Origin of the sequence: Pseudomonas sp. SBB6 (genome assembly GCF_024213215.1) — a bacterium.
GTDB lineage: Bacteria > Pseudomonadota > Gammaproteobacteria > Pseudomonadales > Pseudomonadaceae > Aquipseudomonas > Aquipseudomonas donghuensis.
Map to the genome: position 1 here is coordinate 289,400 of NZ_JANAVH010000003.1, position 14,524 is coordinate 303,923.

The following is a 14,524-nucleotide window of genomic DNA, read 5'->3' on the forward strand; positions in this document are numbered from 1 at the left end:
CGGGGACTTAAATAGAATGCAAACACCGTTATGCATGGATATGCACGGACAAATGGTCGCGCCCGCCCGTTTGCCCTCGGCAGCCCAGGCAAAATCCCTGTACCATTGCCCGCTTGCCTTTGGTCTACAACGACACTGCGAGCCAAGTTTTTGCAATGAGCGATCTTTCCGCACACACCCCGATGATGCAGCAGTACTGGAAGCTGAAAAACCAGCACCCGGACCAGCTGATGTTCTACCGCATGGGCGATTTCTACGAGATCTTCTACGAAGACGCGAAGAAGGCCGCCAAACTCCTGGACATCACCCTGACCGCCCGCGGCCAGTCGGCGGGCCAGTCGATCCCCATGTGCGGTATCCCCTTCCATGCGGCCGAGGGCTACCTGGCCAAGCTGGTGAAGCTGGGCGAGTCGGTGGTGATCTGCGAGCAGATCGGCGACCCGGCCACCAGCAAGGGCCCGGTGGAGCGCCAGGTGGTGCGCATCATCACCCCCGGCACGGTCAGTGACGAAGCCCTGCTCGACGAGCGTCGCGACAACCTGATCGCCGCCGTGCTGGGTGACGAGCGCCTGTTCGGCCTGGCCGTGCTGGACATTACCAGCGGCAACTTCAGCGTGCTCGAGATCAAGGGCTGGGAAAACCTGCTGGCTGAGCTCGAACGCATCAACCCGGTCGAGTTGCTGATCCCCGATGATTGGCCCCAGGGCCTGCCAGCGGAAAAACGTCGCGGCGCGCGCCGTCGTGCGCCCTGGGATTTCGATCGCGATTCGGCACGCAAAAGCCTTTGCCAACAGTTCGCCACCCAGGACCTCAAGGGTTTTGGCTGCGAGAAACTGACCCTGGCCATCGGCGCCGCCGGCTGCCTGCTCGGCTACGCCAAGGAAACCCAGCGTACCGCCCTGCCGCACCTGCGCAGCCTCAAGCATGAACGCCTGGACGATACCGTGGTGCTCGACGGCGCCAGCCGGCGCAACCTCGAGCTGGATGTGAACCTGGCCGGTGGCCGCGACAACACCCTGCAGTCGGTGATCGACCGCTGCCAGACCGCCATGGGCAGCCGTTTGCTGACCCGCTGGCTGAACCGCCCGTTGCGCGACCTGAAAGTGCTGCAGGCGCGTCAAGGCTCGATTCGTTGCCTGCTCGACGGCTATCGCTTCGAGAAGCTGCAACCGCAGCTCAAGGAAATCGGCGACATCGAGCGTATCCTCGCCCGCATCGGCCTGCGCAACGCCCGTCCACGGGACCTGGCGCGCCTGCGCGATGCCCTCGGCGCCCTGCCCGAGCTGCAGAGCGCCATGGCCGAGCTTGAGGCGCCGCACTTGGCGCGCCTGGCAGCCATCGCCGGCACCTACCCGGAGCTGGCCGACCTGCTGGCAAAAGCCATCATCGACAACCCGCCGGCGGTCATCCGCGACGGCGGCGTGCTCAAGACCGGCTACGACAGCGAGCTGGACGAACTGCTGGCCATGAGCGAGAACGCCGGGCAGTTCCTGATCGACCTGGAAGCGCGCGAGAAAGCCCGCACGGGCCTGGCCAACCTCAAGGTCGGCTACAACCGCGTGCACGGCTATTTCATCGAGCTGCCGAGCAAACAGGCCGAGCAGGCGCCGGCCGACTATATCCGCCGCCAGACCCTCAAGGGCGCCGAGCGCTTTATCACTCCGGAGCTGAAAACCTTCGAAGACAAGGCGTTGTCGGCCAAAAGTCGCGCGCTTGCCCGCGAGAAGATGCTCTACGACGCGCTGCTGGAAAACCTGATCGGCCACCTGGCACCCTTGCAGGACACCGCTGCGGCCCTGGCCGAGCTCGACGTACTGAGCAACCTTGCCGAGCGCGCGCTGAACCTGGACCTGAACTGCCCAAGCTTCGTCGACGAGCCGTGCATGCGCATCAGCCAGGGTCGTCACCCGGTGGTCGAGCAGGTGCTGACCACGCCGTTCGTGGCCAACGACCTGGCGCTGGATGACAACACCCGGATGCTGGTGATCACCGGCCCGAACATGGGCGGTAAATCCACCTACATGCGCCAGACCGCGCTGATCGTGCTGATGGCGCATATCGGCAGCTTCGTCCCGGCCGCGGCCTGCGAACTGTCGCTGGTCGACCGCATCTTCACCCGCATCGGCTCCAGCGATGACCTGGCCGGTGGCCGTTCGACCTTCATGGTCGAGATGAGCGAAACCGCCAACATCCTGCACAACGCCACCGAGCGCAGCCTGGTGCTGATGGACGAAGTCGGCCGCGGCACCAGTACCTTCGATGGCCTGTCGCTGGCCTGGGCCGCCGCCGAGCGCCTGGCGCAGTTGCGTGCCTACACCCTGTTCGCCACTCACTACTTCGAGCTGACGGTACTGCCGGAGAGCGAACCGCTGGTGGCCAACGTGCACCTGAATGCCACCGAGCACAACGAGCGCATCGTGTTCCTGCACCACGTGCTGCCAGGCCCTGCCAGCCAGAGCTACGGCCTGGCCGTGGCGCAGCTTGCCGGTGTACCGTCGCCGGTGATCCAGCGTGCTCGCGAACATCTCGGCCGGCTGGAAACCGCCAGCCTGCCTCACGAAACACCCGCCTTGCAGCAAGGTGCGCCAGCCGTCCCGCACCAGAGCGACCTGTTTGCCAGCCTCCCGCATCCGGCCATCGAGAAGCTCGGAAAGCTGGACCTGGACAACATGACGCCGCGTCATGCTATCGAAATGCTCTATACACTGAAGACTCTGTTATAACGCGCGCCCGCACAAGCTGATAGAATCCCGCGCGGTTTGGTGGCGCTGCAGGTTACTAGCCTGGCCTGCAGCCGAACAACCAAACCGAGCGGCCCTGTCTGGAAGGGCACCGCTGCCGTCGCCTGAGGAGAGAATTAGAAATGACCTTCGTCGTCACCGACAACTGCATCAAGTGCAAGTACACCGACTGCGTAGAAGTCTGTCCGGTGGACTGCTTCTACGAAGGCCCGAACTTCCTGGTCATTCACCCGGACGAGTGCATCGACTGTGCACTGTGCGAGCCTGAATGCCCCGCCGTCGCCATTTTCTCGGAAGACGAAGTGCCTGCGGGCATGGAAAACTTCATCGAGCTCAATGCTGAACTGGCGGAAATCTGGCCGAACATCACTGAAAAGAAAGATTCGTTGCCAGATGCCGCAGAGTGGGATGGCAAGCCAGGCAAGATCGCCGATCTGGAGCGCTAAGCGCAAGGATCAACAAAAAAGGCCCTTCAAGGGCCTTTTTTCATGTTTGTTGCGGGCAAAAAAAAGGGGCGGTTTAACCCGCCCACATTTTTTCCGTAGTCCCTTTGTTCCCTTTCATCATCCTGATGAATCGCATCCTGCGATGTCCTTGGCCCTCATCCTTGAAAGCCTGTGTCAGTCCGTAGACACAGGACAAATACTAACGCGTCCAAGATTTACGACAACCGCATAAAGCTCTCAAAAAGCTGCGGTAACCATACTGTCACAAACAAAATAATCGTTATATATCAATAAGTTAAACAAAAGCGCACACTGAAAACGACAACGATTTACTACAGCGTACAGCTATGGCTTACATCACGGGTAAGCGATGACTTACATGAACTAGAACAGTACCAACATCGCCGTCGGACCTCGTCCAAACCCTGATGTTTCAAGAACGTCATCGGGAAACCATTCTCAGGTATTCCGCTTGAGCCAGATGCAAAAACGCCCCGAAAGGTCGGGGCGTTCTTCACTGCGATATCGCGGCTTTTTACTGGAAAAGCGACTCGCTGGACAACCCATTCTTCTCGAGGATCTCACGCAGGCGCTTGAGCCCTTCTACCTGAATCTGCCGTACACGCTCCCGCGTCAGACCAATCTCCAGGCCAACATCCTCCAGCGTGCTGCTTTCGTGACCGCGCAGGCCAAAGCGGCGAATGACCACCTCACGCTGCTTGTCGGTCAGCTCGCTCAGCCACTGGTCGATGCTCTGGGACAGATCGTCATCCTGAAGCAGTTCGCACGGATCGGTTGGACGGTCGTCGGTCAGGGTATCGAGCAGGGTCTTGTCCGAATCAGGCCCCAGGGATACGTCCACCGACGAGACCCGTTCGTTGAGCCCAAGCATGCGCTTGACCTCACCGACCGGTTTTTCCAGCAGGCTGGCAATCTCTTCCGGGGACGGTTCGTGATCGAGCTTCTGGGTTAGTTCGCGGGCGGCGCGCAGGTAGACGTTGAGCTCCTTGACCACATGAATGGGCAAGCGAATGGTACGGGTCTGGTTCATGATCGCCCGTTCAATGGTCTGCCGGATCCACCAGGTGGCGTAGGTAGAAAAGCGGAAACCACGTTCCGGATCGAACTTCTCGACCGCACGGATCAGGCCGAGGTTGCCCTCCTCGATCAGGTCGAGCAGCGAAAGCCCCCGGTTGACATAACGCCGGGCGATTTTTACCACCAGGCGCAGGTTGCTTTCGATCATGCGCTTGCGCCCGGCCGGATCGCCACGTTGCGACAAGCGCGCAAAGTGCACTTCTTCTTCCGGCGAGAGCAGTGGTGAAAAACCGATTTCGTTGAGGTACAGCTGGGTCGCATCAAGTGCCCGAGTGTAGTCGATGTACTTGTGCTGTTTGAGCGTAGAGCTCTGTTTAGCCTTGGTCCGAACCGTAGGTACAGCAGGTTCGTCTGACATCACATCCGTTTCCAAAACGATGCCGGTCTCCATCAGGAGAACTTCATCGTCGATGTCAAACTCCGGCACTTCTTTACTGAGAGCCATTGTTATAGTCCTTTGCTGAGTTCGAACTCAGACTCAAGCGGCGCCTTAATCCTTGGCAGCGCTGGAGCCCGTCCCCTCTACGCGAGGAACAGGCTGGGCCTAGCAATCAACGACGTGGCAGGAATTGCAGTGGATCGACAGGTTTGCCCTGGCGGCGAATTTCAAAATGAAGCTTCACCCGGTCTGTACCCGTGGACCCCATTTCGGCAATTGTCTGCCCTACCTTGACCTGCTGTCCCTCCCGAACCAAAAGCCTGCGGTTGTGGCCGTAGGCACTGACGTAGGTATCGTTGTGCTTGATGATTACCAACTCGCCGTAGCCCCGCAAGCCACTCCCGGCGTAGACAACCGAACCATCAGATGCAGCAAAAACAGGCTGTCCCAAATCACCGGCGATATCAACGCCTTTATTCAAACTACCGTTTGAAGCAAATTTCCCAATCAATACTCCGTTGGCCGGCCAGGCCCAACCGGCCGTGGAGCGCCCTGCAGGAGGGACTTGCGCGGGTGCAGTGGTAGCCACCACCGGAGCAACGGACGGGGTGGTTGGCGTGGTTGCAGGCGCTGTGGTGGCAGGGGACGCTATCGGCTTGCCAGTGCTATCGAGCGGTCGCTTGATGATAGTGGTCTTGATGGAGGACGACGGCGTGCTGGCAACCACCGTGGTGCCCGCTACCGGCGCCGGGCCACTGGAGCGGCCGTCGAAACGGATCGCCTGTCCCGGGCGAATGGTATAGGGCGGGGTGATGCCATTGCGTGCAGCCAGGGCCTTGTAGTCCCAGCCATAGCGAAAGGCAATGGAGAACAGGGTGTCGCCGGGACGCACCACGTATTGGCCGGTAGTGACCACAGGGCGCTTAGGGGCAGCGTTGTTGCGATCGACCACCCGGACACTGTTGGAAGACGTGCTGGAGCACCCCGTCACCAGCGTACCCACGGCCAGTGCAATCAGCAGAAGCTTGAAGCGTGATGGATCCCTGCGCTGCCGAATGATTGTGTGACCCACCCGCCGCTCCCTCTAATGGTGACCGATGAAAAAAATGCAATATTGTTGCAATTATACCCGAGCGCGCCGCCATGCGGACGTCAGGCAATTGCCAAAGGTGATCTGCAACAGACTATGGTAGCCCGCCAGATAGACAGGGCAATGCCGCCGAAATTCGCCCGGGTGAAAAAAAAGCCCGGTCAGGCCAGTGGCCCGGTGAGCAACGGCACAAAACGCACGGCTCCCAGTACCCGCCGCGAGAAGCCGTGCTCTTCGCGCACGATCAGCATCAAGTGCTGGGTTTCGCCGGCCGGCCCCACCGGAATGACCATGCGCCCGCCCGGGGCGAGTTGGTCGAGCAAGGCCTGAGGCACTTCTGGCGCCACGGCAGTAACGATGATGCCATTGTACGGTGCCAGTGCCGGCCAGCCTTCGCAGCCATCGCCCCAACGAAACACCACGTTGCGCAGGTTCAGCTCGATCAGGCGCTCCTTGGCGCGATCCTGCAACACCTTGATGCGCTCAACGGAAAACACCCGCTCGACCAGTTGTGCCAGTATCGCGGTCTGGTATCCCGAGCCGGTACCGATCTCCAGCACTTTGTCGAGCGGCCCGGCTTCGAGCAGCAACTCGCTCATGTGCGCAACCATGAACGGCTGCGAAATGGTCTGGTTGTTGCCGATCGGCAGGGCCGTGTCTTCGTAGGCGCGGTGGGCCAGGGCCTCATCGACAAACAAGTGCCGCGGCGTACGGCGCAGCACGTCGATCACCTTGGGGTTGGATACCCCCTCCTCGATCAGGCGCTTGATCAGCCGTTCACGGGTTCGCTCAGAGGTAAAACCGATACCATGGCGCATCAGATCATCCTGTTCGCGCATCAGAGTAGCCCCTCCAGCCAGCCATCGAGGCGCTCGAAGGCATCGTTGAAGGTCCGGTCAAGCTGCAGCGGCGTGATCGAGACATAGCCCTGCATCACCGCATGAAAATCCGTACCCGGGCCACCGTCTTCGGCATCACCGGCCACGGCGATCCAGTAACCTTCCTTGCCCCGCGGGTTGACCACCTTGGTCGGCGCCGCCGCGCGGGCACGATGGCCCAGGCGGGTCAACTGGATACCACGGATGTGCTCCAGCGGCAGGTTGGGGATGTTGACGTTGAGCACCGTACGCGGCGGCAGTTCGAGACTGGCGTGGGCCTCAACCAGTTTACGCGCGAAATAGGCGGCTGTCGGCAGGTTGTCGGGCAAGCGCGAGAGCAACGAGAAGGCAAACGAGGTACCACCCAGAAAGCGCCCTTCCAGCGCCGCAGCCACCGTGCCGGAATACAGCACATCATCGCCCAGGTTGGCGCCCAGGTTGATACCTGAAACCACCATGTCCGGGGTGTTCTCCAGCAGGCCATTGAGCCCCAGGTGGACACAATCGGTCGGCGTGCCGTTGAGGCTGATAAAACCATTGGCCAGGGTTTGCGGGCACAACGGCCGGTCGAGCGTCAGCGAACTGCTGGCGCCGCTTTTGTCCTGGTCCGGGGCGATCACCACACATTCGGCATAATCCGCCAGCGCAGCATGCAGCGCGGCGAGACCGGGTGCGGTAACCCCGTCGTCGTTCGAAATCAGAATACGCATGGGCTGTCCGTCTGCCCTGCCGGCACCAGATCAACAAGCTCGCGCACCACCACGGTGGCGAAGCATCCGGCCGGAAGGACGAATTCCAGTTGCAGGATATCAGGCTCAGGATAATGCCACGTCAGCCCGCTAATGGGCAGTCGCAGAATGCGTCGTTCGTGACTCATGCCCGCCCGAGCCAGCCATTGGCACAAGGCAGCGTGCTGTTCACCGATGCGTTGCTCGAGCGCGCCGGCCGCACCCGTGGTGCCCGACTGCCCTTCGCCCCATAGCGGGCCAGTGGGGTGCAGATCGAGAATGGCCAGGCGCGGATCGGAACATTCGGCCTCGCCTGCCGGAAAAAAGCTGCGGCTGTCGGTAAACGCCAGCAGATCACCGACCTGCGCCTGCTGCCAGCTGCCGTCGGCGACGCGCTGGGCCAGCACCTGGTTGAACAGGTAACTGCGGGCGCTGGAGAGCAGCCGCGAGCGGACGTTGCGCTGCTCCGGCAACGCCTGGCGGCTGGCCCAGTCGCGGGCATCGTGAACATTGCCGCCGCCGTGACCGAAACGCTGGGTGCCGAAATAGTTCGGCACGCCCTGGCTGCGGATCTGCTCAAGCCGCGCATCCAGCGCCGCGCGCTCGGCCTTAAGGCCCGTCAGGCGCAAGGTAAAACCATTGGCCGAATGCGCGCCCCGCTGCAGTTTGCGCGAGTGGCGGGTTTGCTTGAGGATGCTCAGGGTTTCGTTTTCAGCGGCGCTCAGGTCCGGGTCGGCCTTGCCCGGCAAATGCAGGCTGAACCATTGGCGGGTCAGGGCCTGACGGTCCTTGAGGCCGGCATAGCTGATGCTGCGTACCGGCACACCCGCGGCGCGGGCCAGACGGCGGGCAGCCTCTTCGGTGTTGAGGTCGCGTTTTTCGACCCACAGCCACAAGTGCTCACCGGCCCCGCTCAGGGGAATGTCGAGCACTTCATCGACCTGGAAGTCTTCGGCGGTGGCCTTGAGAATCGCGCTGCCCAGCGCTTCGCCCGCGGCACGCGGGCCCAGCAGTTCGAGTTCGGTCATGCCGGCAGCAACAGCGCGACGGCGTGAACGGCAATGCCTTCCTCACGCCCGGTGAAGCCGAGCTTTTCGGTGGTGGTGGCCTTGACGTTGACCTGGTCCAGCTCGACCTGCAGGTCCTGGGCGATCAACTGGCGCATGGTGTCGATATGCGGGGCCATCTTCGGCGCCTGGGCAACGATGGTGGCGTCGATATTGCCGACCTTCCAGCCCTTGGCCTGGACGATCTTGACGATATGGCGCAACAACACGCGGCTGTCTACACCCTTGAACTGCGGATCGGTGTCGGGGAAGTGCTTGCCGATATCGCCCAGCGCCGCAGCGCCCAGCAGGGCATCGCTCAGGGCGTGCAGCAGGACGTCGCCATCGGAATGGGCCAGCAGCCCGAACTTGTGCGCAATGCGCACCCCACCCAAGGTGATGAAATCGCCTTCCGCGAAACGGTGCACATCGTAGCCGTGGCCAATACGCATAAAAAAACGCCCTGATTGAGTCAGGGCGTGATTCTACCTGCTTTGCCGGTGCTTGGGCTTGATTTGTAGGATCAGTTACCCGCACCGATCAGCGCTGCGGCATGATGACGCAAGTGCTCATCGATGAAGCTGGCGATGAAGTAGTAGCTGTGGTCATACCCCGGCTGCAGCCGCAACGTCAGCGGATGGCCCGCTGCCTTGGCCGCCTGCTCGAGCACCTGCGGCTTGAGCTGGTTGTCGAGAAAATCATCGCGATCGCCCTGGTCGACCAGCAACGGCAAGCGCTCGCTGTCCTGGGCAAGCAACACGCTGGCATCCCACTCGCGCCAGCGGGAGCGGTCTTCACCCAGGTAGCGGCTAAAAGCCTTCTGCCCCCAGGGGCAATCCATCGGGTTGCTGATCGGCGCGAATGCCGACACTGAACGATAGCGGCCGGGGTTACGCAAGGCGCACACCAGCGCACCATGGCCGCCCATGGAGTGACCACTGATACCGCGCTGCGCGGACGCCGGGAAATGCGCCTCGACCAAAGCCGGCAACTCCTCAACCACATAGTCGTGCATGCGGTAGTGCTGCGCCCACGGCTGTTCGGTAGCGTTGAGGTAGAAACCAGCACCCAGGCCAAAGTCCCAGGCACCCTCCGGATCGCCCGGCACCTGCGGGCCACGCGGGCTGGTGTCGGGGGCGACGATGATCAGCCCCAGTTCGGCCGCCAGCTTGTGGGCGCCGGCCTTTTGCATGAAGTTCTCATCGGTGCAGGTCAGGCCGCTCAGCCAGTACAGCACCGGCAGCTTGCCGCCCTGCTCGGCCTGCGGCGGCAGGTAGACGGCAAACACCATGTCGCAGCCGAGCACCTGGGAGCGATGACGGTAGCGTTTATGCCAGCCACCAAAGCTCTTCTGACAGGAGATGTTTTCCAGGCTCATGGCAGACCTCAGAAGTGGATGACGCTGCGAATGCTCTTGCCTTCGTGCATCAGGTCGAATGCCTTGTTGATGTCTTCCAGGCCCATGGTGTGGGTGATGAACGTATCCAGCGGGATTTCGCCTTTTTCCGCCATTTCCACGTAGCTTGGCAGCTCGCTGCGGCCACGTACGCCACCGAAGGCAGAACCGCGCCAGACCCGGCCGGTGACCAGCTGGAACGGACGAGTGGATATTTCCTGGCCAGCACCGGCAACGCCGATGATCACCGATTCACCCCAGCCTTTGTGACAGCATTCCAGCGCCGCGCGCATCAGTTGCACGTTACCCACGCACTCGAAGGAGAAGTCCACACCGCCGTCGGTGAGGTCGACAATCACCTCCTGGATCGGACGGTCGTAGTCTTTCGGGTTGACGCAGTCGGTAGCGCCGAGCTGTTTGGCGATCTCGAATTTGCCCGGGTTGATGTCCACGGCAATGATTCGCGCGGCCTTGGCCTTGACCGCACCGATGATCGCCGACAGGCCGATGCCGCCCAGGCCGAAGATGGCTACGGTGTCACCCGGCTTGACCTTGGCGGTGTTGAGCACTGCGCCGATACCGGTGGTCACGCCGCAACCGAGCAGGCAGACCTTCTCCAGCGGTGCTTCCTTCTGGATTTTGGCCACGGAGATTTCCGGCAGCACGGTGTACTCGGAAAAGGTCGAGGTGCCCATGTAGTGGAACAGTTGCTGACCCTTGTAGGAGAAACGCGTAGTGCCGTCGGGCATCAGGCCCTTGCCCTGAGTGGCGCGGATGGCCTGGCACAGGTTGGTCTTGCCGGAGCGGCAGAATTTGCACTGGCCGCACTCGGGGGTATACAGCGGGATCACATGATCGCCAACGGCAACCGAGGTCACGCCCTCACCGATGGCTTCGACAATGGCACCGCCTTCATGGCCAAGGATCGACGGGAAGATGCCTTCCGGGTCGGCACCCGACAGGGTGTAGGCGTCGGTATGGCAGACACCGCTGGCAACCACGCGCAGCAGCACCTCGCCGGCCTTGGGCATGGCCACGTCGACTTCGACGATCTCCAGCGGTTTCTTGGCCTCGAAGGCAACGGCGGCACGGGACTTGATCATCAATCTTCTCCAGCAAAGGGTCAGTTCAAGCTGGCAGTGTAATTCATCGACATTTGATGAATAATCCAGACAAAGACAAAACATTATTGCCACACAGGGATAATCAATGAGCAATCGCTGGGAAGGCATCGACGAGTTCGTCGCCGTCGCCGAGTCCGGGCAGTTCACTGCGGCCGCCGAGCGCCTGGGGGTGTCGTCGTCCCACGTCAGCCGGCAGATCGCCCGCCTTGAAGAACGCCTGCAAACCCGCCTGCTGTATCGCAGCACCCGGCGGGTGACCTTGAGCGAAGCCGGGCAGACGTTCCTGCAACATTGCCAACGCCTGCAAGATGGCCGCGAAGAAGCCCTGCGCGCCATGGGCGACCTGACCAGCGAACCCAAGGGCCTGCTGCGCATGACTTGCGCCGTGGCCTACGGCGAGCGTTTTATCGTGCCACTGGTAACCCGTTTCATGGCGCAGTACCCGCAATTGCGGGTGGATATCGAACTGAGCAACCGCACCCTGGACCTGGTGCATGAAGGCATGGACCTGGCCATTCGCCTAGGCCGTTTGCAAGACTCGCGACTGGTGGCGACGCGCCTGGCGCCGCGGCGCATGTACCTGTGTGCATCGCCCGCCTACCTGGAACGCTACGGCCGGCCGCACAGCCTCTCGGAGCTGGCGCGGCACAACTGCCTGATTGGCAGCTCCGACAGTTGGGCTTTGCAACTGGATGGGCGGGAAATCGGCCAGCGGGTTCAGGGTAACTGGCGCTGCAACAGTGGCCAGGCGGTGCTGGATGCAGCGTTGCAGGGGATGGGTTTGTGTCAGTTGCCAGACTATTACGTACTCGAACACCTCAAAAGTGGCGCGCTGGTGTCGCTGCTAGAAGCCCATCAGCCGCCCAATACAGCAGTGTGGGCGCTGTACCCGCAGCAGCGGCATCTGTCGCCGAAGGTGCGCAAGCTGGTGGATTATCTGCGCGAGGGATTGGCGTTACTGCCTGAGTATCGAGGTGCCTGAAAAGCATCGCGGGGCAAGCCCGCTCCTACTGTAGGAGCGGGCTTGCCCCGCGAAGAGTGCTCAACCGCGCTTGGCCCAGCGCTGGCGCAGCCACTCCAGGTCTTCCGGGCGGGTGACCTTGATGTTGTCGCTGCGCCCTTCGATCAGGCGCGGCGCCTGCCCGGCCCATTCAATGGCCGAAGACTCATCGGTGATCGCCACGTCAGCCACCAGGCTGTCGGCCAAGGCCCTGTGCAAGGCACCGAGGCGGAACATCTGCGGCGTATAGGCCTGCCACACGGTACTGCGGTCGATCGTGGTGCTGACCCGACCATTGGCATCCGCGCGCTTGAGCGTATCGCGCGCCGGCACCGCCAGCAGCCCACCGACCGGATCATCGGCAAGCTCGGCCAGCAGACGGTCGAGGTCACTGCGTGCCAGGTTCGGCCGCGCGGCGTCATGCACCAGCACCCAGTCGCTGTCCGCCGCGCCCTGGGCGTGCAGCAGCAGCAAGGCATTGAGCACCGAGTCGGCACGCTCCCGACCGCCTTCGGCGCGCTGGATACGTGGATCGCTGGCGCAGCGCAAACCGGGCCAGTAAGGATCGTCAGCGGCAACGCTGACCACCACCCCTTTGACACAGGGATGGTCAAGAAAACAGTCGAGGCTATGCTCGAGAATGGTCTGCCCGCCCAGTTGCAGGTATTGCTTGGGACGGTCGGCAGCCATGCGGGCGCCAACACCCGCGGCGGGAATCACGGTCCAAAAGGCCGGCAAGGTCTGGTTCATTGGGCAAGCTGGTAGAGGGTTTCACCCTCCTTGACCATACCCAGTTCGTGGCGAGCCCGTTCTTCGACGGTTTCCATACCTTTCTTCAGCTCCAGCACTTCGGCATCAAGCACGCGGTTACGCTCCAGCAAACGCTCGTTTTCAGCGTGCTGGTCAGCGATCTGTTGCTTGAGTTCGGCGACCTGGGCCAGGCTGCCATTGCCCACCCACAGACGATACTGCAGGCCACCGAGCAGCAGGAGCAAGACGAGGAACAACCAATAAGGACTGCGCATCAGGGTATCCAGTGGAAAAGACCGCCACATCTGCAGGTCGCTGATGGCACGAAGCCTGGCCGAAGCCAGGCTTTGTGTTCAGACACCTGCAGCAAGGGCCTCTGAACGATCAGTATGACCGTTCGGCGCCGCTTTGCTGCGGTCTTTTTACCATCTCTTGCTTAGCCGCGAAACTCGGCACGGCCACGGTACACAGCCTTGCTGCCCAGTTGCTCTTCGATACGCAGCAGCTGGTTGTACTTGGAGACGCGGTCGGAACGGCACAGCGAACCGGTCTTGATCTGGCCGGCAGCGGTACCCACGGCCAGGTCGGCAATGGTCGAGTCTTCGGTTTCGCCCGAACGGTGCGAGATCACCGCAGTGTAACCGGCAGCCTTGGCCATCTGGATGGCTTCCAGGGTTTCGGTCAGCGAGCCGATCTGGTTGAACTTGATCAGGATCGAGTTGGCGATGCTCTTGTCGATGCCTTCTTTCAGGATCTTGGTGTTGGTCACGAACAGGTCGTCGCCGACCAGTTGCACCTTGTCACCGATCTTGTCGGTCAGAATCTTCCAGCCAGCCCAGTCGGACTCGTCCAGGCCGTCTTCGATCGAGATGATCGGGAAACGCTCGGTCAGGCCTTTGAGGTAGTCGGCAAAACCGGCGGCGTCGAAGGACTTGCCTTCACCGGACAGGTTGTACTTGCCGTCTTCGTAGAATTCGCTGGCCGCGCAGTCCAGGGCCAGGGTCACGTCGGTGCCCAGCGTGTAACCGGCGTTGGCGACGGCTTCGGCGATGGCCGACAGCGCGTCTTCGTTGGACGCCAGGTTAGGCGCGAAACCACCTTCGTCACCGACGGCGGTGTTCAGGCCACGGGCCTTCAGCACAGCCTTGAGGTGATGGAAAATCTCGGTGCCCATGCGCAGCGCGTCGGAGAAGGTCTTGGCGCCCACCGGCTGAACCATGAACTCCTGGATGTCGACGTTGTTGTCGGCGTGCTCGCCGCCGTTGATGATGTTCATCATCGGAACCGGCATCGAGTACTGGCCTGGGGTGCCGTTGAGGTTGGCGATGTGCGCGTACAGCGGCAGGTCCTGGTCCTGGGCAGCGGCCTTGGCGGCAGCCAGGGACACGGCGAGGATGGCGTTGGCGCCCAGCTTGGCCTTGTTCTCGGTACCGTCCAGTTCGATCATGGCGCGGTCGAGGGCTTTCTGGTCAACCGGGTCCTTGCCCAGCAGCAGGTCGCGGATCGGGCCGTTGATGTTGGCAACTGCCTTCAGTACGCCCTTGCCCATGTAACGGCTCTTGTCGCCATCACGCAGCTCCAGCGCTTCGCGCGAGCCAGTGGAAGCACCGGACGGCGCGCAGGCGCTGCCGATGATGCCGTTGTCGAGCAGCACGTCCGCTTCTACGGTAGGGTTACCACGCGAATCGAGAACTTCACGACCTTTGATGTCGACGATTTTTGCCATTGTTGTAAGCACTCCAGAATTGACGAAAACAACGCAGCTGAGAAAAATCTTGCCGCTCGCCGGGCAATGTAAAACAGGCAGGCCCGGCGAAAGCAGACCCCTGACCCGAGGGTCAGAGGTTG

The 14,524-nt window shown here is 61.8% G+C and carries 14 protein-coding genes; 3 read left to right on the forward strand and 11 right to left on the reverse strand.

The annotated features are described in order from the left end of the window. Positions 1–155 precede the first annotated feature (155 nt). Together mutS and fdxA are read left to right on the forward strand one after the other, a co-directional pair. On the forward strand, positions 156–2,723 hold the full coding sequence (gene mutS, locus NLX68_RS07475; protein ID WP_010224803.1) for a DNA mismatch repair protein MutS: 2,568 nt from the start codon (positions 156–158) through the stop codon (positions 2,721–2,723). 140 nt (positions 2,724–2,863) lie between these two features. Further along, a complete protein-coding gene (fdxA, locus tag NLX68_RS07480; RefSeq protein ID WP_010224804.1) occupies positions 2,864–3,187 on the forward strand; it encodes a ferredoxin FdxA in 324 nt (107 codons plus the stop codon). Positions 3,188–3,722: 535 nt separating this feature from the next. Here fdxA and rpoS read toward each other — a convergent pair. From rpoS to NLX68_RS07520, 8 genes are all read right to left on the reverse strand, one after another. After that, complete coding sequence (gene rpoS / locus NLX68_RS07485) at positions 3,723–4,730, reverse strand: RNA polymerase sigma factor RpoS (RefSeq protein ID WP_010224806.1); 1,008 nt, start codon at positions 4,728–4,730, stop codon at positions 3,723–3,725. A gap of 106 nt (positions 4,731–4,836) precedes the next feature. Beyond that, entirely contained in the window at positions 4,837–5,736 is a 900-nt protein-coding gene (locus NLX68_RS07490) for a peptidoglycan DD-metalloendopeptidase family protein (RefSeq protein WP_254283493.1), read from the reverse strand. Between the two features lie 179 nt (positions 5,737–5,915). Then, positions 5,916–6,593 carry a protein-L-isoaspartate(D-aspartate) O-methyltransferase gene (locus tag NLX68_RS07495; protein ID WP_010224809.1) on the reverse strand — a complete coding sequence of 226 codons (678 nt, stop codon included), beginning with the start codon at positions 6,591–6,593 and terminating at the stop codon, positions 5,916–5,918. Further along, complete coding sequence (gene surE / locus NLX68_RS07500) at positions 6,593–7,342, reverse strand: 5'/3'-nucleotidase SurE (RefSeq protein WP_254283494.1); 750 nt, start codon at positions 7,340–7,342, stop codon at positions 6,593–6,595. Before surE ends, NLX68_RS07495 begins: the two co-directional genes overlap by 1 nt. Next, on the reverse strand, positions 7,330–8,388 hold the full coding sequence (truD, locus tag NLX68_RS07505; RefSeq protein ID WP_254283495.1) for a tRNA pseudouridine(13) synthase TruD: 1,059 nt from the start codon (positions 8,386–8,388) through the stop codon (positions 7,330–7,332). Before truD ends, surE begins: the two co-directional genes overlap by 13 nt. Beyond that, complete coding sequence (gene ispF, locus NLX68_RS07510; RefSeq protein WP_254283496.1) at positions 8,385–8,858, reverse strand: 2-C-methyl-D-erythritol 2,4-cyclodiphosphate synthase; 474 nt, start codon at positions 8,856–8,858, stop codon at positions 8,385–8,387. The genes truD and ispF overlap by 4 nt, the downstream gene beginning before the upstream one ends. A 71-nt stretch (positions 8,859–8,929) precedes the next feature. Beyond that, positions 8,930–9,784 (reverse strand): S-formylglutathione hydrolase, encoded by an 855-nt coding sequence (gene fghA, locus NLX68_RS07515; RefSeq protein WP_254283497.1) that lies wholly within the window; start codon positions 9,782–9,784, stop codon positions 8,930–8,932. Positions 9,785–9,792: 8 nt separating this feature from the next. Next, a complete protein-coding gene (locus NLX68_RS07520; RefSeq protein ID WP_010224814.1) occupies positions 9,793–10,905 on the reverse strand; it encodes an S-(hydroxymethyl)glutathione dehydrogenase/class III alcohol dehydrogenase in 1,113 nt (370 codons plus the stop codon). Between the two features lie 106 nt (positions 10,906–11,011). Between NLX68_RS07520 and NLX68_RS07525 the strand changes: the two genes are divergently transcribed. Continuing rightward, entirely contained in the window at positions 11,012–11,908 is an 897-nt protein-coding gene (locus NLX68_RS07525) for a LysR substrate-binding domain-containing protein (protein ID WP_213570523.1), read from the forward strand. 60 nt (positions 11,909–11,968) lie between these two features. On the opposite strand, the gene ispD is transcribed toward NLX68_RS07525, so the two are convergent. The 3 genes from ispD to eno form a co-directional block, all read right to left on the reverse strand. After that, positions 11,969–12,676, reverse strand: coding sequence for a 2-C-methyl-D-erythritol 4-phosphate cytidylyltransferase (gene ispD, locus NLX68_RS07530; protein WP_254283498.1), 708 nt, complete (start codon positions 12,674–12,676; stop codon positions 11,969–11,971). Further along, positions 12,673–12,951 (reverse strand): cell division protein FtsB, encoded by a 279-nt coding sequence (gene ftsB / locus NLX68_RS07535; protein ID WP_010224820.1) that lies wholly within the window; start codon positions 12,949–12,951, stop codon positions 12,673–12,675. Before ftsB ends, ispD begins: the two co-directional genes overlap by 4 nt. A gap of 161 nt (positions 12,952–13,112) precedes the next feature. Beyond that, entirely contained in the window at positions 13,113–14,402 is a 1,290-nt protein-coding gene (gene eno, locus NLX68_RS07540; RefSeq protein ID WP_254283499.1) for a phosphopyruvate hydratase, read from the reverse strand. Positions 14,403–14,524: the final 122 nt, after the last annotated feature.